Raw genomic sequence first — 20173 nt, forward strand, 5'->3', positions numbered from 1 at the left:
AATGCCGATAAACATCTTATCTCAGGAAACAGTCAATAAAATAGCTGCAGGCGAAGTTGTGGAACGCCCGTTAAACGCCGTTAAAGAACTTGTAGAAAACTCTTTAGACGCTTTTGCGTCTTCTATAACAGTTGAAATAGAAGAAGCGGGGAAAAAGCTTATAAGAGTTTCCGATAACGGTTTCGGCATGGACAAAAAAGATTTGGAACTATCTATATTAAGACACGCCACGAGCAAAATAGACGATTTTAAAGATTTGATGCATATTCATTCTTTAGGATTTAGAGGAGAGGCTCTTGCTTCTATAGCAGCCGTTTCAAATTTTGAAATAAAAACAAGAAAAAAAGGCGAGAACTCCGGCTGGAAACTTTCAGTCGCAGGCGCTAAAGACATTAAAGTTATGCCATGGTCAGGTGCGGAAGGAACAATAACAGAAGTTAAAAGCTTATTTTTCAATACTCCGGCGAGACAAAAATTTTTAAAAAGCGATTCTACCGAACGTTCAAGAATTATAAATTCGCTCGAAGAAACGGCTCTTGCAAACTATGATATATCTTTTAAAATATTCTCTGAAAACAAAACTGTTTTTTCTGCGGCTCAGACGGATAGCAAAACAGAGAGAATTGCAGATATTTTGGGTAAAGATTTCGCAAAAACTCTCAAAAATATAAAAATAGACCATCCTAAAATTTCATTAGATGTTTATTTTACAGGCAGAGATAATTCTTTGCCTAACAAAAAATATCAGTATCTTTTTGTAAATTCCAGACCGGTAAATTACCCTAAACGGCTTATGCATTGTGTTTATCAGTCTTATAAGGAATCTATCCCCCGCGATAAATATCCGGGAATCTTAATTTATACCGATGTTGATCCATCGGAAATCGATGTAAACATACACCCGGCAAAAAGAGAAGTAAAGTTTGCAGATGAAAACGGCATATATGATATACTTTTTAAGGCGTTAAGAAATGCGCTTATGTCGCAAGGTCATCCGGAAATTAAAATAACTTATCCGCCGCTAGATAAAGAAAAATCCGCAAAGCAAGAGGTTGAGGGGAGTACCGCTCCTCGCTTTACCCCTAAAATACAACAGCCCGTCATTTATGCCAGAGAGCCTAAACCAAAGTACAACTATGCTTCTTTAAAACAAACCTGCAGTATAGACAAATATGCAGACGTTTTTGCAAAACAGGAGGAGCTTACGCCTGAAAATTTTGACAGCAACATAAAAGTTATCGGACAGGTTTTTGATACTTACATTATTGCTTCAAATAAAGGCGACTTATATATTTTTGACCAGCATGCCGCTGCAGAAAGAGTGAGATACGAATTTTATCTTTCGCAGATGAAAAGTCAGACTATTAAAATACAGCAAATGCTTATGCCAGAAAATTTTGACCTTTCTCCGAGTATTTCGGAACTTCTTAAGGCAAATATAAACATTTTCAATGAATTAGGGATAAGTATTGAAGAATTCGGACAAAATTCTTTTAGAATTACAGCATATCCGGCACTGCTTGGAAATATATCAATGGAACAAATAGTTAAGACAATAATTTCAGATATTGAAGATGATAAACATGCAGAAATAGAGCAGAAAAGGGATAAAATTATACGGTTGGCATGCCGTGCAAGCATAAAAGCGGGCGATAATGTTTCGTTTATTGAAGCCAAAAAACTGATAAACGATCTCTTTAAATGCAAACAGTCTTTTACATGTCCGCACGGCAGACCTACAGCATATAAAATTTCATTAAACGAGATAGAAAAGTTTTTTAAAAGAAAATAAATGCTGTTATTCTCAACGGACTTGAATAATCGATCCCTTATCTGTCATTCTGAACGAAGTGAATAATCCACAGTAAACAAACTGGTTAAGAAGAAAGAAAGATTAAATTAATTGAAAACTGCAATAGGACTGGAGCGATTTAGACAATTGCTTAGTATAGGCGGATGCTTCAATGACTTTGTACTTTCACTATAACAGGAACGATACAAAAATTATAGACATAATTGTTATTTCAGGACCAACTGCGAGCGGAAAGACAAAAAAAGCTGTCGAGTTTTGTAAAGAAAAAAACGGCGAGATAATTTCCTGCGATTCAAGACAGATTTATAAATATTTAGATACCGGTACAAATAAAGAGGGAGTTTTTTTACAAAACGGACTCCGCAGAATTGACGGAGTCTTACAGCATTTAACTGATATTTTAAATCCTGATCAAAATTACAGCGCTGCAAAATTTGTAAAAGATGCCGATTTAAAGATTTCAGAAATTTTAAAAAAGGGAAAAGTTCCCGTTGTAACAGGCGGGACGGGACTATACATTAAAGCTTTGCTTTACGGACTTGATGAGATGCCGAAAGCGGATAAAACGTTAAGAAAAGAATTAAAGACTAAATCTCAAGACGAACTTTATAGTGTACTCTTGAAATCAGACCCGGAAGCTGCCGAAAAGAACAAAAAAAATCCGCAAAGACTTCTTAGAGCGCTTGAAGTTAATATTCTTTCAGGCAGAACCATGCAAGAACACTTTAAGTCTAAAAGTCCGAGATATAATTTTGGACATTACAGCATATCCGTTGATAATAAAATTCTCTATAAAAAAACTAATGAGAGATGTAAATATATGATTGAAAACGGAATGATCGAGGAAACGCAAAAAGTTTTAAATATGGGGTTTGATAAAAACTGTTCTGCGTTAAGCGGCATAGGGTACAGACACATAATACAGTACCTTGAAAAAAAGATTTCAAAAGAGGATTTAATTTTAGAATTTTCAAAAGATACAAGGCATTATGCCAAACGACAAAATACATGGTTTAAAGCTCAGCCTGATGTTGATTTTATGTTCTACTAAAAAATATTCAGCCAGTTTAAAGACGATTACAGTTTGAAAGCTTTTATTTTTACGAGGGAAAATAATAATTATTTTGATTTGATAAAATAATTTGTTATTCTATTTTATAGAAACAAAAAGCAGGAAACCTTATTAACTATGCCGGTAAACCGCAGGAATTTTAATCTTTACTTGTCATGTTGAGGCGGATGAAGTCCCAGAAACATACACTCTCTTTTTTCTAGATTCTTCAAAGGTTTTGTCTTTTCAGAATGACAGATAAGTTCAGAAAGTCTCTTGTGCGTTTGAATAAGAATCTCAAATGAGTTCGGTGATTAAGATAGTAATGATTTATTAAAGCTTTATACCTAATTAAAAATATTTAATGGTTATCAAAATATGAATTATATTAAAAAAATTAAAATTGAAAATTATAAATGTTTTAGAGAGTTCTCTCTTGAATTAAATAAAGATATGAACATTATAGTAGGATACAATGAATCGGGTAAATCAACTATTCTCGAAGCAATACATCTTGTTTTATCAGGCTATTTTCTCAATGGGAAGTATTTGAGCAATAATGAATTGTCAGAGTATATTTTTAATAAAGAAATAGAGAAAGAGTACTTAGATAGTTTAAATGGAATAGATAACCATCAAAATCCGCCGAGGGTTTTAATCGAGATTTTTTTTGACAGCAATGATTTGCCAGAATTTGAAGGAGATGGTAATAGTGATAAAGAGAAGAATTGCGGACTTTGTTTAAAAATTGAATTTAATGATGAATATCAGGGGGATTACAACGAATTAATAAAAACAAAAATAACTAGCATTCCAATTGAATATTATAAAATTGTGCGGATGTCTTTTGCTCGTGACAATATTATTAAAAAGAAAATACCCATTAAATCTGTTTTAATAAATTCTACTTCTATATCTGCCCGAAGTTCTAATATATACATCTCTAAAATTAAGGATGATTTAACTGTACGAGAATCAGCCACATTATTACAGACTTATAGGAAATCAATAGAAGAAACATTTATAAATGACTCAAAAGAAACACTAAATAGAAAAATTGATGAAAATCCTGATATTTCTAAAAAAAAATTGAAATATCTGTTGATTTATCAGTAGAGAATACTTGGGAAAACGCTTTAATGACTTATTTTAACGGCATTCCGTTTCATCAAATAGGAAAAGGAGAACAATGTTTAATCAGTACTAATCTTGCATTGGCGCATAAAAGGGCAAAAGAATCCAACTTAATTTTAATAGAAGAACCTGAAAATCACTTGTCACACACAAAGTTAAATCAACTTATTAAAAGTATTAATGATAAATGCAAAGAAAAACAAATAATTATTACAACGCATAATAATTTTGTAGCAAATAAATTAAAACTTAAAAATCTAATTTTGCTAAATGAAGAAAAAGATAAACGGACATCTTCTTCATTTAACTCTTTAGAAGAAGAAACTTATAAATTTTTTGAGAAGTTGCCGGGTTATGAGACTTTAAGGATGATATTATGCAAAAAGGCAATACTTGTGGAAGGAGCATCAGATGAATTAATTATCCAAAGAGCGTTTATGGATAAAAACAACAACGCATTGCCAATAGAAAAAGAGATAGATGTTATTTCTGTAAAAGGTCTTGCTTTTAAACGTTTTTTAGATGTTGCAAAAATGATAAAAAAGCCTGTTGCTGTTGTTGCCGATAATGATGGAAATTTTGAAAAAAACATTGAAAATAAGTATAAAGGTTATAAACAAGATGAGTTTATTAAGATATTTGCAGATAAGAGAGTAGAATTCCCTACTTTAGAACCTCAAATAGCAGATGCAAACAAAGATGAAGATAATTTAAAGCTTCTTTGCAAAGTTTTACAAATTAATTCTAGTAAATATCACACGCCAAAATCAGTTGCTGATTATATGGAGCAGGAGCATAATAAAACTGAATGTGCATTGAAAATCTTTAATGCAAATGCAAAAGAAAAAATTAAATATCCTGACTATATTAATAATGCAATAGACTGGTGTAATGAACAAAAACAATAGATTAATCATAGCAGTTGCTGGTTCCGGCAAAACAACATTTCTTGTGAATGAAGCAATGAAAATCAAAAATGAGAAAATATTGTTTACAACATATACAGATAATAATGCTGATGAAATAAAACAAAAATTTATTAGTGAATATAATTGCATTCCAGAACTTGTGACAATTCAACCATGGTTTTCTTTTTTGATTCAACACGGTGCAAGACCGTATCAAGGTTCATATAATGGGGCAATGTTTGAATATAATATAAAAGGTTTAACTCTACTTAATGAAAAATCCGGTTATAAATATAATAAAAATGATAAGCCTATTATTACAGATTCTGCAGAGAAAAAGGATTTTAAAAAGCATTTTTTTGACAACAGAAATAAAATATTTTCTGATAAGCTGGCAAAATTTGTTTTTAAAGCAAATAAGTCCTCAAATAATGAAGTTATAAATAGAATTACGAGAATTTATTCCTACATATTTATTGATGAAGCTCAAGATTTGGCGGGATATGATTTAGATATTATAAAATTGTTGCTCAAAAAATCTTCTAATATTGTATTAACAGCTGATCCTCGTCAAGTAACATATTCGACACATCGAGCAGTTCGAAATCAGAAATATAAAGGTGGTAAAATAAAAGATTTTCTTGATGAAAATTGTAAAAATTTAATTAAAATTGATTATACTTCTTTAAACGTATCACACCGTAATAATCAAGAAATATGTGATTATTCATCAGATCTTTATCCAGAGTTTCCCAAAAGCAATACATGTGCATGTTGCAATAATAATAATATAAGTCATAATGGTATTTTTCTTTTGAGGAAAAAAGATATTGAACCATATATGCATATTTATAATAATGTAATTCAACTCAGATGGAATAGAAATGTAGAAATGGTGAAAACCTATCGTGTTTTTAATTTTGGAGAATCCAAAGGAAAAACATTTGAAAGAGTGCTTATTTATCCAACGACGGATATGAAAAAATGGATAGTTGATAATAAGAGTACTTTAACAAATGAAGCAAGAGCTAAATTTTATGTAGCAATTACACGTGCTAAATACAGTGTTGCTATTGTTGTTAATGACGATGATATTGATATTAAAAGAGCTGAAGAGAGAGGAATATCATTTGAAAAGATTTATGATGACGTTAAAAGAGAGGTTCAACTATATAAATTATATAAAAAGAATTTTTAGAAACTTAAATTTGAATAGATTTGGAAAGGAAATAGATAAACTACAATAAAATTTTTTGAACAAAAAACTCTTCTATAATAAACAATATCTTAATCTTACCAAAATCACTGAAACCGAGAAATTATTTCGTATAATATTAATAATTTAGAAATTTGTCAGCTGAAATATTTGCTACCGAAATATCTAAAGTAAACCATCTAAAAATCGCATTATTGCAAAGCATATCCAAAGCATATCTAAAATGCTGCGGAGACTTGCAAAAAACTGGAACTAGAAAGGGATAAACCTGTAATTATAGTCCGCAGACTAAAAAGGAAGAATAAGTTCCGCTTAAAGTAAATATGGGAAATAAAACGCTTGCAAAAAACGCCGTAAAAACAGCTTTCGGCACTGCTCTTTCAAGAATTCTCGGATACATAAGAGATATGCTTGTCGCTAATTTATTCGGCATCGGCATGTCTGCCGATGCTTTTTATGCGGCTTTGAAAATTCCAAGCCTTTTCAGACGTCTATTCGGCGAAGGTTCATTTTCAGCGGCTTTTATACCGGTACTCAGCGAATACCTGAACACAAAGGAAAAAACAGAAACACAGAAATTTTTAAATGCAATATTTACAGTTTTATTGTTGATACTTGCAGCAATATCTATTTTAGGAATATGTTTTGCTCCTGCCCTTGCAAAATTGACAGCGTGGGGATTTGCAAATAATCCCGAAAAAATGCAACTTACAATAGAACTCACAAGACTGTTGTTTCCTTTAATTCTTTTCATATGCCTTGCCGCTTTTCTGCTTGCAGTATTAAACACTTTACATTCGTTTTTTATTCCGGCGCTTGCTCCGGGGGCAATAAGTTTTTCTGAGGTTTTTTATATGCTTATTTTTGCTCCGGCAATTATACAAGGAAATCAGCTTAAAGGACTTGCCGTAAGCATTGTTGCCGGCGGAGCGCTGTATTTTTTTATACAGTATCCTAAACTTAAAAGTCTGGGCTGGCATTTAAAATTCAAAGTTGATTTAAAACATCCGGGCATAAAGAAAATCGCATTTCTTATGATACCTTCGATGATAGGCTTATCTGCAGATCAGATAAATGCTTTTGTTGACAATGTATACGCATCTTTTCTTGGGGACGGACCCGCAGGAGTGCTTTATTATTCCAACAGACTTATGCAGATGCCGCTGGCGGTTTTCGGACTTGCTTTTGCGACTGCTTCTCTTCCTGCAATGTCAAAAGCTTATATTCAAAAAGATATAACAGCGCTTAAAAATTCTCTCAATTACTCTATACGGTTTACAGTTTTTATCCTTCTTCCCGCAGCGGCAGGACTTATGGTTATAGGACTTCCTATAGTAAAACTTTTATTTGAGCACGGAAAATTTAATTATTCTGGATCTTTAATGACGTACAACGCCTTATTTTATTATTCTTTAGGACTTCCAGCTTATGGTGCCGCAAAAATTTTTGCAAATGTATTTTACTCGTTTCAAGATACAAAAATGCCTGTCAAAATAGCTATAAGCGCTATGATTTTACACGTTATTTTATGTTTTTTATTAATGCGTCCTATGGGTGTCGGCGGATTTGCGCTTGCAACAGCAGCGTCATCTTACTTTAATCTGTTCCTACTTGCCGCATATCTCAGAAAACGCATAGGTAAACTTGGTCTCAAAAAAATATTACTTTCATCTTCAAAATCCCTGTTTGCATCCGTTATTACCGGCATTACAGCTTGGAATGTATGCAGAATTTCAGAAAATTTATTTATCTCAGTCCCTATTTCAATAATTTCAGGTTTAGCCGCATTTGCAGCAGTTTCATACATATTAAAATCTGAAGAATTAAATTCATTTATGCAGTTTTTATCAAGAAAACAAAAATGAGCGAGAACAGCGTGAATTTGTATGACAGATCATAAAAATAAAAAACTTGAAAATATTCCAAAACTTCCCGGGGTTTATATAATGCGCGATGGAGTCGGCAGCATTATATACATCGGTAAAGCAAAAAGTCTTAAAAACAGAGTATCATCATATTTTAACGCCGATATAAATTCAAAAGCTGCCTCTATTATAACGGCAATGCGTAAAATTGATTATATTTTATGTACTTCCGAAAGAGAAGCGCTGATAATTGAAAGACAGCTGATAAACAAAGTCCAGCCCTATTTCAATTCAATGTGGAAAGATGACAAATCCTATCCGTACATAAAATTTTCAATAGACGAAGACTTTCCGCGTTTGGCGCTTACAAGAAAAAAACTTAAAGACGGCGCTTTGTATTTCGGACCGTATCCGCAGGTTTTTTATATAAAAAAATTTGTCCGATGGCTTGTAAAACTTTTTAAAATCCGTCCGTGCAAGATGGATTTATCGGAAGAATCTCTTCCCGAAGAAAAAAAGGTTAAATCATGCCTTTACCATCATACGGAAATGTGTACCGGTCCGTGTCTCGGTAAAATTATGTCAAAAGATTATAAAAAAAAAATCAAAGATATTGAGTTATTTTTAAATGGCAAATTTAAAAAACTTGAAGACGACTGGAAAACGCAGATGTTTGACTTAAGCGAAAATATGCGTTATGAAGAAGCAAAAGAAATAAGAGACAGGCTTTATGCGCTGCAAAATATGTCTGAAAGAGTTATTATAAGCGAAATTACGCAGGACGAAATAAATAACTCTGTCAAAAGAGCAAACAGCATAAACGAATTAAAAAATGTTTTGAGATTAAAACACCAGCCGGCGGTAATAGAAGGCTTTGACAATTCAAATATACAGGGGACGAATGCCGTTGCTTCCATGGTAAGATTTCAAAACGGTATTGCCGACAAAAAAAACTATAGAAGATTTAAAATCAAAACCGTTGCCGGCGCAGACGATTTTGCAAGCATGAAAGAAGTCGTTTTCAGAAGATATTCATCATTAATAAGAAAGAATGAAAAACTGCCGGATCTGATTTTAATTGACGGCGGAAAGGGACAGCTTGGAGCCGCGGTAAGCGCGCTTGAAGAGCTTCAGTCGCAAATTCCTATAATTTCGCTTGCAAAAAAGAATGAAGAAATTTTTTTACCAAGCAAAGATAGCGCGATGCTTTTAAGCAGACATTCGGCAGCTTTAAGACTTTTACAGTCCGTAAGAGATGAAGCGCACAGATTTGCCGTAAGCTATCACAGAAAACTCAGAGCAAAAGAGTTCGGAGTATAAAATTTATATCATTCTATTGATCAGTCAGAAGACGGTTTTACAACGCTGATCAGCATTAATAAAACTAAACTTCTAATTATAGGATAAACTGTGAAAAAAATACCAAAAGACATTATTGAAAAGATGAAAAACTATCCAGACTTTTACGTAAAAGTCTGGAAAGCGTGCTTTAAAATATCCGCAGGAAAAACTTTAACTTACTTACAGCTTGCAAAAAATATAGGAGCGCCTAAAGCTGCAAGAGCGGTAGGCACAGCGTTAAGCAAAAATCCCTTTGCGCCGGTAATTCCCTGCCATAGAGTCATAAGAACTAACGGAAAAATGGGCGGCTATTCTGCAGCCGGCGGAATAAAGAAAAAATTAAAAATGCTTAGATACGAAAATGAAACCGGAAAAGATGCTTCGCTGGATTGACGATATTCCAAGAAATGCGGCAATGAATATGGCGCTTGATGAAATGCTGTTTAATGAATATAAGAACAATCCCGTATTAAGAACTTATTACTGGGACAATGCATACACAACAATAGGATATTTTCAAAAAGCTAAAGATGCGGGCGAATCCGGACTCGTAAGAAGATTTACCGGAGGGCTTACGGTAAACCATCATAACGATATATCATACAGTGTTATTACATCATCAGACTTTTTCAACGTGTACAACCAGCAGGAAATCTACAGAAACATTCATTTGGCAATACAAAAAGCTTTGCAGGCGCTTGGGATTAATTCTATAATTTTAAATAAAAAGACGAGAAATACAAGCATTATATGCGTCCAGACTTTCTGCGAAAACGATTTGATTTTAAACGGCAAAAAAATTGCAGGATCGTGTTTGCGAAGACGAGGTAGCAAACTTATAGTACAGGGATCAATTCATATACGCCTAAATATCGCCGAAAAAAAAGTTTTTTCCGTAAACTTTGCAAAAAATACGGCTGAGTTTCTTAAAACTGAGATAAAAACTTCAAGTTTTGACAATAACGACATTAAGCAAGCCCAAAAGATTGCCGGGAAAAAATACTCAAATCTGCAATGGAATAACAAATTTTAATATAAAAATGTTAAGACAAAGAAAAGCAGAATGGAATATAAATATTAAATATCAAAACTTGCCTATAAAATATTTTTTAACGTCACATACGTTCATTGACTAAACAGCATTTAATAAGTAAAATACATCAATATCATAATATAATAATTCAAATAAAATTTCAATGGATAACTTTTAAACTATAAAATATAGAAAAAGAAAATAAATGCAGGCTTGCTCTTGTTTATATTGCAAAAAAGTTTAAAAAATAGTTTTTTACGGCATACCGGTTCTGTATTTTTTTACGGTGGTATGTTTTTACTTTAGTAATTATGATTCCGGCGGGATAAAAATTACTAATTTTTAACACAGTCGGTTTGCTATAATAATAATCTATCTGCTTTTAAAATATTCAAAAGAGACGGAGTTGCACCTAATTTGTCTTGCAGCACGTATTTAGAGAGTAATCAAAGCAATAGGTTTAAAACACAACGTTCAGACGCAAAAAGCATATATTCGGCAACAGTCGTTTACTTATATACTAACGCAATACTTAAAGCGATATCCGTTTAATAAGCCGTAAATAAAATTGAGGCATATCTTTAAGATGCAATTAAGTCCCGAAATATTATTTTCAATAGCAGGTTTTCCAGTAACAAATACCGTTATTGCTACGGTTATTACTGATATTGCTATCATTGCGCTGGTTTTAACAGCAAGCAGGGCAATTGCACTTAAACCCGGCAACATACAAAATGCCGTTGAAGCAATTGTTGATTATTTCAGAGAAACCACCGAGGAAATTGCCGGAGAAAAAGCTTCGTTTATATATCCTTGGGTTTTATCATTTTTTCTGTTTATATTAATCTCAAACTTGCTTGCGCAGTTTCCTGGATTTGAGTCAATAAGATTCCAAACATTGACATCGGAACATCACGGAGTGCCGTTTTTAAGAGCTGCTACAAGCGACTTAAATTTCACTCTTGCCCTTGCCGCCATTTCCGTAATAGTAACACATTATTTCAGTATAAAATACACCGGCATCAAAGCCTATCTTACAAGATTTATTACATTCAAAATGTTTCCTATATTTTTATTCGTAGGGATTTTGGAATTTGTAAACGAAATAACAAAACTTATTTCATTTTCTTTCCGTTTATTTGGAAATATTTTTGCTGGAGAAAGAGTTATGGCGAATATGTACGGTTTGTTTCCATTCGGTTTGCCGCTTCCTTTTATAATTCTTGAGATTATGGTTGCTCTTATTCAGGCAATAGTTTTCGCAATGCTTACAATGGCTTTTATGCATATAATGACGGATAAATCACATAGTGAAGCACGTAAAAAAGGAGAAATGAAATGATTTTTACACTTGCAGGCGGAATTATCATTGCAGTAGGAGGTCTAGGACCGGCTTTGGGAATCGGTTTTATCGGAGCAAAAGCTGTTGAGGCTATCGGACGCAATCCTGAAGCGTCAGGAAAAATAATGATAAACATGCTTATAGCAATGGCATTTGCTGAAGCTATAGCAATTTACTCTCTTATTTTTGCATTTACTAAGTAATTAATAAAAAGAGATAAAAATGGAAATAATACAAAAATTCGGTTTAGAAGCAAAATTATTTTTATTTCAGCTGATAAACTTTTTAATCATAGTATTTATTCTTAAGAAATTTTTATTTGCGCCTTTAAAGAAAATACTTGATGAAAGAAAACGCAAGATAGAACAATCTTTGCAGGATGCTGAAAATGCAAAAATTGTCTTGGAAAATGCATCCGAAGAGAAAAAGAATATTCTCGCGAAAGCTAAAAGCAGTGCTGATACGCTTATGGCAACGGTAAAAGTTTCAATCAAAGAAACAAAGGAAAAGGCGGTTATAGAAGCAAAGCAGCGTTCGGAACAGATTATAGACGAAGCGAAACAGAAAGCGGCAACAGAGTTTGAAAGTATGAATAAAAAAATCGGAAAAATATCCGTAGATATTTCCGGAAAAGTTATGTCAAAAGTTTTGTCAGATTTATTTACTGAAACCGAGAAGCAAAAACTTATGTCGCGAGCGTTGGAAAAGATAGATGAAAATATCAAAAATTAGAGAACTCACAAAATCTATTGTAAAATACGATGAACTGAGTACAAAAGATTTGGAGTGGATTTTTTCAAATTTTTCAAGGCAGGAGCTTAAACTGTTTATGCGGTTATTGTCAAAAGAAATAAAAAATAACACTGTCACCGCTAGTTTTGCCGGCGAGTTAAGCTATGAAAATAAAAAGAAAATTAACGCTATGTTTCCAAATAGAAAAATTTTGTTTAAACGAGACGATGAGAATATTTCCGGCGGAGTGCGGTTTGAATACGGCGATTTTGTTTTGGATTACAGCGTTTCCGGAATAATAAAAAGAATTTTAAACGGTATAAGAGAGAACTTATGAAACCAGAAGAAATAATACAAAAAATTGAAAAAGAGCTGTATTCTACTCAGGCAAAACCGGAACTTATAAATTTTGGAGTTATTGAGACTGTCGGCGATGAAATCGTAAAAGCTTCAGGTCTTTCCAATGCGGGCTATTATGAAGAAATAGAATTTGAAGATGAATCTATAGGTTTCGTTTTAAATATTGATGAAGATTATGTTTCAATAGTGTTGCTTAAAAATTCAGGACATATTGTGCGCGGAATGAAAGTAAAATCTACAGGAAAAGTTTTAAGCATTGCTGTTTCCTATAAATTGATAGGAAGGGTTATAAACACTTTGGGACAGCCTATAGACGGCAACGAATTGAAACATATAGATTCCGTCCATTATCCGGTTGAAAAAATAGCTCCCGGCATCATTCAGAGAAATTCTGTTGACAACCCTTTAAAAACCGGCATTAAAGCCATCGATGCAATGACTCCGATAGGAAGGGGGCAGCGAGAACTCATAATAGGAGACAGAGGTACGGGAAAAACTGCGATAGCAGTTGACACTATAATAAATCAGAAAAAGCTCGATATGGGTTTGAAAAGCGTTATATGCATATACTGCTCTATAGGACAGAAAAAGTCTAATTTAGCCTCAATTACGGCAAAATTGAAAGAAGAAGGCGCAATGGATTATACTGTTGTCATTGCAGCTACAGCTTCAGATCCAGCTTCAATGCAGTACATTGCACCTCTTGCGGCTTGCGCAATCGGCGAATACTTTATGGATAAAGGTAAAGATGTTTTAGTTGTTTACGACGATTTAACAAAACATGCATGGGCATACAGACAGATTTCTCTTTTAATTAAAAGACCTGCAGGACGTGAAGCGTACCCAGGCGATATTTTTTATTTACATTCAAGACTTTTGGAAAGAGCCGCAAGAATGTCTGATAAAAACGGCGGAGGAACTCTTACAGCACTTCCCATTATTGAAACTCAAGGGAACGACATGTCCGCGTATATTCCTACAAACGTCGTTTCAATTACCGACGGACAAATATATCTTGAAGCCGATTTATTTAATTCAGGCATACGTCCGGCAATCAACGTCGGTCTTTCTGTTTCACGCGTAGGAGGAGCGGCACAAACTAAATCAATGAAACAATTAGCCGGACCCGTAAGACTCGAACTTTCGCAGTTTAGAGAATTGCAGGCTTTTACGCAGTTCGGAAGCGATTTGGATGAATATGCACTGAAAAGACTCGAAAGAGGAAAAAGAATTACTGAAATTTTAAAACAACAGCAGTACAAGCCTTATGACGAAATTTCAGAAATATTATCGATTTTTGCCGTAACATCCGGTCTCTTTGACGACATAAATGTAAATAAAGTTCTCGAAGCCGAACAACAGATGACAGAATTTATAAAGAAAACATATCCTGAAACTGTTAAAAAACTTGCAACAGGCGAAAAAATAGACGACTCTTTAAAAGCAGAACTTGAACAAGAAATAAAAGAGTTTAAAAAAATAAATAACTATGGCACAGAATCTGCAACAGCTTAAAAAAAGAATAAAAACCTCAGATAGCATAGCCCAAATAGCGAAAGCTATGGAGATGATAGCTGCGTCTAAAATACGTAAGGCACAGAATTATGTTGAAAAACACAATCCGTATGCAAGAAAAATTAAATATATGGTTCAAAGAATCCTTACGGATAAAGATTTATATGATGAAATAGAAAAGTTTTCAAAAGAAAGAAAAGGCAAGAGATTGATTTATATTATTTCTCCTGACAAAGGACTTTGCGGAGGACTTGTCGTAAATCTATTCAAAAAAGTAAGTTTTAACGTGCAGTCCAGCGACTATGTCGTTGCCATAGGCAAGAAATCTGCAAATGATGCGACAAGGTACAACTATAACGTGCTTGCATCTTTTGGTATGGGAACAAGTTTCCCCAAATATGATGACATATATCCCATAATTGACATAGCAAAGAAACTTTATATTTCAGGCGAAGTTACAAAAGTAAGCGTAATATATACGGAATTCAAAAATATGCTTGTGCAGAAACCGGCTATCGAAGAAATTCTTCCGGTAAAACCTGATAAAAGTTTTAAAGAAAACAAAATGGATTATATTTTTGAACCTGACCCGCAACAGGTTCTTGAAGATTTGCTTCCCTATTACTTTGAAGTTGAATTCTACAGTGCATTTATGAACGCTTACGCCTCAGAACAAGCGGCAAGAATGACTGCTATGAAAAATGCGAAAGACAATGCGAATGACATTTCAGCTTCTTTAACTAATATTTACAATAAGTCAAGACAGGAAAAAATTACAAATGAAATTTTAGATCTTGCCAACGGACAACAGGAAATATAAAAATGGAAAATAAAGAAAATGTAAGTGTGCAAGGCGCCGTTATAAGAGTTCAGGGTGCGGTCGTGGATTTTAAATTTGAAGATGCCGTCCCTGAAGTTTATGAGGCACTGATTTTAAAAATGCCAGGCGGAAGCGATTTAATTCTTGAGACAATGTTTGAAATGGATAATTCCGAAGTAAGAACAATAGCGATGGGTTCGACAGACGGAATGAAAAAAGGAATGAAAGCCACAAGAACTTTTGCTCCTATCAAAGTTCCAGTAGGCGAAAAAACACTCGGCAGAATATTTAATGTTTTAGGTGAACCTATTGACGCTTTAGGGAAAATTGACGATTCTGTTAAAAGACACCCTATACACAGAGCCGCGCCTGCTTTTATGGACCAGAAAACATCTCCTGAAATGCTTGAAACTGGAATCAAAGTAATAGACTTGGTCTCTCCTTTTACTAAAGGCGGAAAAATAGGAATTTTCGGCGGCGCAGGAGTAGGAAAAACCGTTATAGTTAAAGAACTTATAAGGAATATCGCCGCGGTTCACAAAGGACATTCGGTTTTTGCGGGAGTGGGCGAGAGAACAAGAGAAGGAACTGATTTATGGATGGAAATGGTTGAATCAAAAGTTATGGATAAAACCGTTTTGGTATTCGGACAGATGAACGAACCTCCGGGAAACAGGATGAGGGTAGCGCTTACGGCTCTTACAATGTCCGAGTATTTTCGCGATGAAAAGGGAGAAGACGTTTTGTTGTTTATCGATAATATTTTCAGATTTGCTCAAGCCGGCAGCGAAGTATCCGCTCTTCTTGGAAGAATGCCGTCTGCAGTAGGATATCAGCCTAACCTTGCAAAGGATATGGGCGATTTGCAGGAAAGAATTACTTCGACAAATAAAGGTTCTGTTACTTCCGTTCAAGCAGTTTATGTTCCCGCAGACGACTATACTGATCCGGCTCCCGTAGCGATTTTTGCTCATTTGGATGCAACACTGACACTTGATAGATCAATTATGGAACAGGGATTGTATCCCGCAGTTAATCCACTTACTTCTTCTTCAAGACTTTTGGATCCTAATATTATAGGCGAAGATCATTACAATACGGCAATGTCTGTGAAAAAAATTTTGCAGAAATATAAAGATTTACAGGATATCATTGCAATACTTGGTATGGATGAACTTTCCGATGAAGACAAATTGACTGTTTCAAGAGCAAGAAAAGTACAAAAATTTTTGACACAGCCTATGTTTGTTGCTGAAACCTTTACGGGTCTTGAAGGAAGATACGTTAAAACCGAAAATACTATAAAAGGATTTAAAGATATTATCGAAGGTAAATACGATTTTCTGCCAGAACAAGCTTTCTATATGGTCGGTTCTATAGAAGAATCTGCTGAAAAATCTAAAAAATATTCTTAAAATAAGAAAAATAAATAAATTTAAATTGGGAATTATGAACAAGTTTGAAGTAGAGATTTTATCGCCGGAAGGAATCGTTTTTAAAGGGGCAACTCCATCGGTTTCTTTCCCTACTACAAGAGGTATAATCACAGTGTTGTCCGGGCATATAAATCTTATAACAAAATTAAATAGCGGCGAAATAATAATTGAAGCTACCGACGGCATAAAAAAGATTATCGTCAGCGGCGGATTTATAGAAATTGTCAACAATAATGTAAACGTTGTTACCGAATTTGCGGCTCACTCTGATGAAATAAGCAGACAAAAAATAAAACAGGCGATAGATCATGCAAAAGATATGAAAAACAAGAGAAAAGAATTTGTCAATATGTATGCTATTGAGTCACAGTTGAAAAAATCGGCAGTTGATTTAAAATCCGGTTTGGAAATTAAGCGGAAAAAAATATAATTATAAAAAAGTAATATTGCTATTTTACGTTAAACTTCAAGGCACAATGAAAAACAAAATTAAGGAGTTAAAGATATGTCAGGTCATAATAAATGGTCGAGTATTAAACACAAAAAAACTGCAACAGATGTAAAAAAAGGCAAGGTTTTCACAAAAATTATCAGAGAAATTGTAGTTGCAACTAAAGAAAGCGGGGCACAAATTGAAAACAATGCACGCTTGAGAAAGGCTATAGAGGATGCCAAAGAAGCAAATATGCCGCAGGATAATATAAAGAAAGCTATACAAAGAGGCACCGGCGAAATACCCGGAGCTATTTACGAAGAAATGGTCTATGAAGGTTACGGTCCTGCAGGAGTAGCGCTGATTGTTGAAGTAACAACCGACAACAAAAACAGAACAGCATCGGATATAAGAAAAATGTTCTCAAGTCATAACGGAAACCTCGGCGAAGCGGGCTGCGTAGGATGGATGTTTGAGAGAAAAGGTTATATAACTGTCAAAAAATCTGCCGCAGACGAAGAAATCGTAATGAATACAGTTTTAGAGGCAGCAGTAGAGGATTTTAAAAGTGAAGCAGATAGCGATGTATATGAAATTATTACGCTTTCTTCAGACTTAGAAACCGTAAAAAATGTTTTAAAAGAAAAAAACATAACGGTTGAGTCAGCCGAAGTTACGATGGTTCCGCAGACTCAGATTGCTCTTAAAAGCGACAATGCAAAAAATATGTTGAAACTTATGGATGCGTTGGAAGATCACGACGATGTTAAAAATGTCTATGCAAATTTTGACATTTCCAGCGAAGATATGGAGAAATTAAATGCTTAAGTGCCTTTGGACATAACATAAAATGATAATACTCGGAATTGATCCCGGTCTTTCGCTTACCGGATGGGGCGTTGTTGAAGCTTTCTCCAGAGACAAAGTCAATCCCTTGCAATACGGTTGCATCAAAACAATGCCGTCAGTACCCCTTATACAAAGATTACAAACCATCAATACAAAACTTCAGTCCGTTATAGATAAATATAAACCCGAAGTTGCTTCAATAGAAGAGTTGTTTTTTTTTAAAGCAACAAAAAGTATCGCGGCTGTCGGGCAGACAAGAGGGGCAATTATTTTAACCGCGTCATTAAACAAAATACCGTTATTTGAATATAATCCTAAAAGCGTCAAAACAGCATTAACGGGATACGGATCGGCAGATAAGTATCAGATGCAGCGTATAGTAAAAACTTTTTTAAGACTTAAAGAGATACCTAAGCCTGATGATGCCGCGGATGCTCTTGCGATTGCAGTGTGCCATGTTAATACTATAAACTGGAATGCAAACAACAACAATAATGCATCTGTCTTTCTGAAAAACAAAGTTTTTAAAGAATCTGCAAAGCCAAATCTCTTAAAGAAACTCTTTTCTTTATAATATTCAAAATAAAAGAAAGGACTTATAATGATAGATTACTTATATGGAACCCTTGATTCAAAATCAACAGATGGCATAACCATCGATGTTAACGGCATCGGTTATGAAATATCAGTCCCGATTTCAACTTTTTTAAAACTTCCTGAAACTAGAAATCCGATAAAAATATATATAGTTGAATCTACCGCGGGAATGTATGGCGGAGTTATCTCTTTGTACGGTTTTTTTACAATAGAAGAAAGAGAGATGTATCTTCTCATAAAAGATAAAGTTCATGGAATCGGTGCCAAAAAAGCTATGGAATATACCGACAAAATTTCCAAATCTTTTGCGAATTTCAAAACTGCGATAATTTCAAAAAATCCGTCAATGCTAAATGAAATATTTGGTTTTACAAAAAAAACTGCGGACAAACTTATTGTCGCTTTAAAAGACAAAATATCCACAGTAAATGTTTTAAACAAAGAAAAACAGACAGGTGCAGAGACAATTAAAAATACTATGGTTTCGGAAGCCATAGCAGGTCTTATAACTTTGGGGTACAAAATGCAGCAGGCAAGAGTTGCAGTAACCAATGTTTACGAAAACAATGAAAATATTACTCTGGAAGACTTAATAAAAAAATCTCTGCAGTATTTATAACCTGAAAATATCTCATTCTCAAAACTTATTATTTGAAATTTGTTTTTGTTATTTTAAAAAGTAAAAGAACACAGTGAAGTCATTGCTTATGACTACGATTGTTAGACAATCTGATTTAGCGCAGGCATTTGAAGAAGTGAAGGACGAGTATGTTAAAAAAGAACCAAAAACAAAAGAAGAAATTGAAAAAGCGTTGAAGAAATATCCGGGACCAAAAAAACTTGCGCTACCCAAGGGTTCAGACGTCGATACTGTTGACAAGCTATTCAGCGACATACAAATGGTGCGGCTTGCGTTATTAAAATCAATAATAAAAAAGCAGAAAAATGAAAATATTAAAAGTTCATTATTATTGATGTTTTCAGGACTGGTCACAAGAGTTAATTTAACTTATCATGCTTCAAGCTATGTAAAAACAGAAAATGGCGGCAATGTTGCTGCATTTCAGTATTATCGATATAGGATAGCTCCAGTTCCTAAAGATGTGAATTTCATTAAAACTTTTGAACTTCGCTATAAAAAGGTAAGCGAGGCAAAAAAAGAAATGGAATATTTTATAAATGATAAAACAATTTCAAACGTACAGATTTTAAAAGGTACGGCGGCAGATTTATCTTTTTGGGATAATGAAAGCGAATTTAGGTATGGATATAGCTGATATAGTTACGCAGACGATAGAGGGGATAATTGCAAAAAACAATGGCGCAACTTTAGAACAGATAAACGACGAGTTAATTATTAAGGGACTGGAGCTTGGTTTTCTTGATTTGTTAAAGAAGGAATATTCAGATCTTACGACTTTGCTTCGTGAAAGTTTTGACTACGACGAACAAACAAAAATTTTTACAATAAAAGAGAATGCAAAATTTCAGACGCATATTGACGTTAAATTGCGTATTAGATATTACCTAATTAGCTATCTGCGCAGAATGGAAAGAGAAAAAAGAAATCCGACTTTTGACGAAACAGTGTTACATATATTGCCGCTTTTGAAAAACGGTGTAACGACTGAAAATCAAACTATATTGAACGTACTTGAAGATTATTGCCGATGAAGTAGGTAACAACGACTGGAAACTTAAACAAGATGGACAGCTTTCATTGAGCGG

22 protein-coding genes are annotated in these 20173 nt (G+C 34.0%); all 22 read left to right on the plus strand.

Annotated features, from left to right (window positions below; translation table 11 throughout):
• Window position 1: 1 nt before the first annotated feature.
• A complete protein-coding gene (mutL, locus tag RSTT_RS02995) occupies window positions 2-1792 on the plus strand; it encodes a DNA mismatch repair endonuclease MutL (protein ID WP_096525623.1) in 1791 nt (596 codons plus the stop codon).
• A gap of 172 nt (window positions 1793-1964) precedes the next feature.
• Complete coding sequence (gene miaA / locus RSTT_RS03000) at window positions 1965-2864, plus strand: tRNA (adenosine(37)-N6)-dimethylallyltransferase MiaA (RefSeq protein WP_096525624.1); 900 nt, start codon at window positions 1965-1967, stop codon at window positions 2862-2864.
• 378 nt (window positions 2865-3242) lie between these two features.
• Complete coding sequence (locus RSTT_RS06485) at window positions 3243-3980, plus strand: AAA family ATPase (RefSeq protein ID WP_197701964.1); 738 nt, start codon at window positions 3243-3245, stop codon at window positions 3978-3980.
• Window positions 3981-4003: 23 nt separating this feature from the next.
• Window positions 4004-4906: an ATP-dependent nuclease gene (locus RSTT_RS06490; RefSeq protein WP_197701965.1), complete on the plus strand. Its 903-nt coding sequence runs from the start codon at window positions 4004-4006 to the stop codon at window positions 4904-4906.
• Window positions 4890-6104: a UvrD-helicase domain-containing protein gene (locus RSTT_RS03010; RefSeq protein ID WP_096525625.1), complete on the plus strand. Its 1215-nt coding sequence runs from the start codon at window positions 4890-4892 to the stop codon at window positions 6102-6104. The genes RSTT_RS06490 and RSTT_RS03010 overlap by 17 nt, the downstream gene beginning before the upstream one ends.
• A gap of 341 nt (window positions 6105-6445) precedes the next feature.
• Window positions 6446-7987, plus strand: a complete 1542-nt coding sequence (murJ, locus tag RSTT_RS03015; protein WP_096525626.1) for a murein biosynthesis integral membrane protein MurJ — start codon at window positions 6446-6448, stop codon at window positions 7985-7987.
• Between the two features lie 21 nt (window positions 7988-8008).
• Window positions 8009-9307, plus strand: coding sequence for an excinuclease ABC subunit UvrC (locus RSTT_RS03020; protein ID WP_096525627.1), 1299 nt, complete (start codon window positions 8009-8011; stop codon window positions 9305-9307).
• 90 nt (window positions 9308-9397) lie between these two features.
• On the plus strand, window positions 9398-9721 hold the full coding sequence (locus RSTT_RS03025; RefSeq protein ID WP_197701966.1) for a methylated-DNA--[protein]-cysteine S-methyltransferase: 324 nt from the start codon (window positions 9398-9400) through the stop codon (window positions 9719-9721).
• Window positions 9690-10361, plus strand: coding sequence for a lipoate--protein ligase family protein (locus RSTT_RS03030; RefSeq protein WP_096525628.1), 672 nt, complete (start codon window positions 9690-9692; stop codon window positions 10359-10361). The genes RSTT_RS03025 and RSTT_RS03030 overlap by 32 nt, the downstream gene beginning before the upstream one ends.
• A 568-nt stretch (window positions 10362-10929) precedes the next feature.
• Window positions 10930-11703, plus strand: a complete 774-nt coding sequence (locus RSTT_RS03035; RefSeq protein ID WP_172412840.1) for a F0F1 ATP synthase subunit A — start codon at window positions 10930-10932, stop codon at window positions 11701-11703.
• Complete coding sequence (gene atpE / locus RSTT_RS03040) at window positions 11700-11906, plus strand: ATP synthase F0 subunit C (RefSeq protein WP_015423478.1); 207 nt, start codon at window positions 11700-11702, stop codon at window positions 11904-11906. Before RSTT_RS03035 ends, atpE begins: the two co-directional genes overlap by 4 nt.
• 19 nt (window positions 11907-11925) lie before the next feature.
• Window positions 11926-12435 carry a F0F1 ATP synthase subunit B gene (atpF, locus tag RSTT_RS03045; RefSeq protein WP_096525630.1) on the plus strand — a complete coding sequence of 170 codons (510 nt, stop codon included), beginning with the start codon at window positions 11926-11928 and terminating at the stop codon, window positions 12433-12435.
• Window positions 12416-12772, plus strand: coding sequence for a F0F1 ATP synthase subunit delta (locus tag RSTT_RS03050; protein WP_015423476.1), 357 nt, complete (start codon window positions 12416-12418; stop codon window positions 12770-12772). Before atpF ends, RSTT_RS03050 begins: the two co-directional genes overlap by 20 nt.
• Entirely contained in the window at window positions 12769-14310 is a 1542-nt protein-coding gene (gene atpA / locus RSTT_RS03055) for a F0F1 ATP synthase subunit alpha (protein WP_096525631.1), read from the plus strand. The genes RSTT_RS03050 and atpA overlap by 4 nt, the downstream gene beginning before the upstream one ends.
• Complete coding sequence (atpG, locus tag RSTT_RS03060; protein WP_015423474.1) at window positions 14285-15130, plus strand: ATP synthase F1 subunit gamma; 846 nt, start codon at window positions 14285-14287, stop codon at window positions 15128-15130. Before atpA ends, atpG begins: the two co-directional genes overlap by 26 nt.
• Window positions 15131-15132: 2 nt before the next feature.
• On the plus strand, window positions 15133-16545 hold the full coding sequence (atpD, locus tag RSTT_RS03065) for a F0F1 ATP synthase subunit beta (RefSeq protein ID WP_015423473.1): 1413 nt from the start codon (window positions 15133-15135) through the stop codon (window positions 16543-16545).
• Between the two features lie 34 nt (window positions 16546-16579).
• Window positions 16580-16996 (plus strand): ATP synthase F1 subunit epsilon, encoded by a 417-nt coding sequence (gene atpC, locus RSTT_RS03070; RefSeq protein WP_096525632.1) that lies wholly within the window; start codon window positions 16580-16582, stop codon window positions 16994-16996.
• Between the two features lie 75 nt (window positions 16997-17071).
• Complete coding sequence (locus RSTT_RS03075; RefSeq protein ID WP_096525633.1) at window positions 17072-17827, plus strand: YebC/PmpR family DNA-binding transcriptional regulator; 756 nt, start codon at window positions 17072-17074, stop codon at window positions 17825-17827.
• Window positions 17828-17849: 22 nt separating this feature from the next.
• Window positions 17850-18422 (plus strand): crossover junction endodeoxyribonuclease RuvC, encoded by a 573-nt coding sequence (gene ruvC, locus RSTT_RS03080; RefSeq protein ID WP_015423470.1) that lies wholly within the window; start codon window positions 17850-17852, stop codon window positions 18420-18422.
• A 27-nt stretch (window positions 18423-18449) separates the two neighbouring features.
• Complete coding sequence (ruvA, locus tag RSTT_RS03085) at window positions 18450-19064, plus strand: Holliday junction branch migration protein RuvA (protein ID WP_096525634.1); 615 nt, start codon at window positions 18450-18452, stop codon at window positions 19062-19064.
• Window positions 19065-19152: 88 nt separating this feature from the next.
• A complete protein-coding gene (locus RSTT_RS03090; RefSeq protein WP_149030028.1) occupies window positions 19153-19722 on the plus strand; it encodes a hypothetical protein in 570 nt (189 codons plus the stop codon).
• Window positions 19709-20119 (plus strand): hypothetical protein, encoded by a 411-nt coding sequence (locus RSTT_RS03095; protein ID WP_149030029.1) that lies wholly within the window; start codon window positions 19709-19711, stop codon window positions 20117-20119. The genes RSTT_RS03090 and RSTT_RS03095 overlap by 14 nt, the downstream gene beginning before the upstream one ends.
• The last annotated feature ends 54 nt before the right edge of the window (window positions 20120-20173 follow it).

This window comes from Candidatus Endomicrobiellum trichonymphae (assembly GCF_002355835.1).
Classification (GTDB): Bacteria; Elusimicrobiota; Endomicrobiia; order Endomicrobiales; family Endomicrobiaceae; genus Endomicrobiellum; species Endomicrobiellum trichonymphae.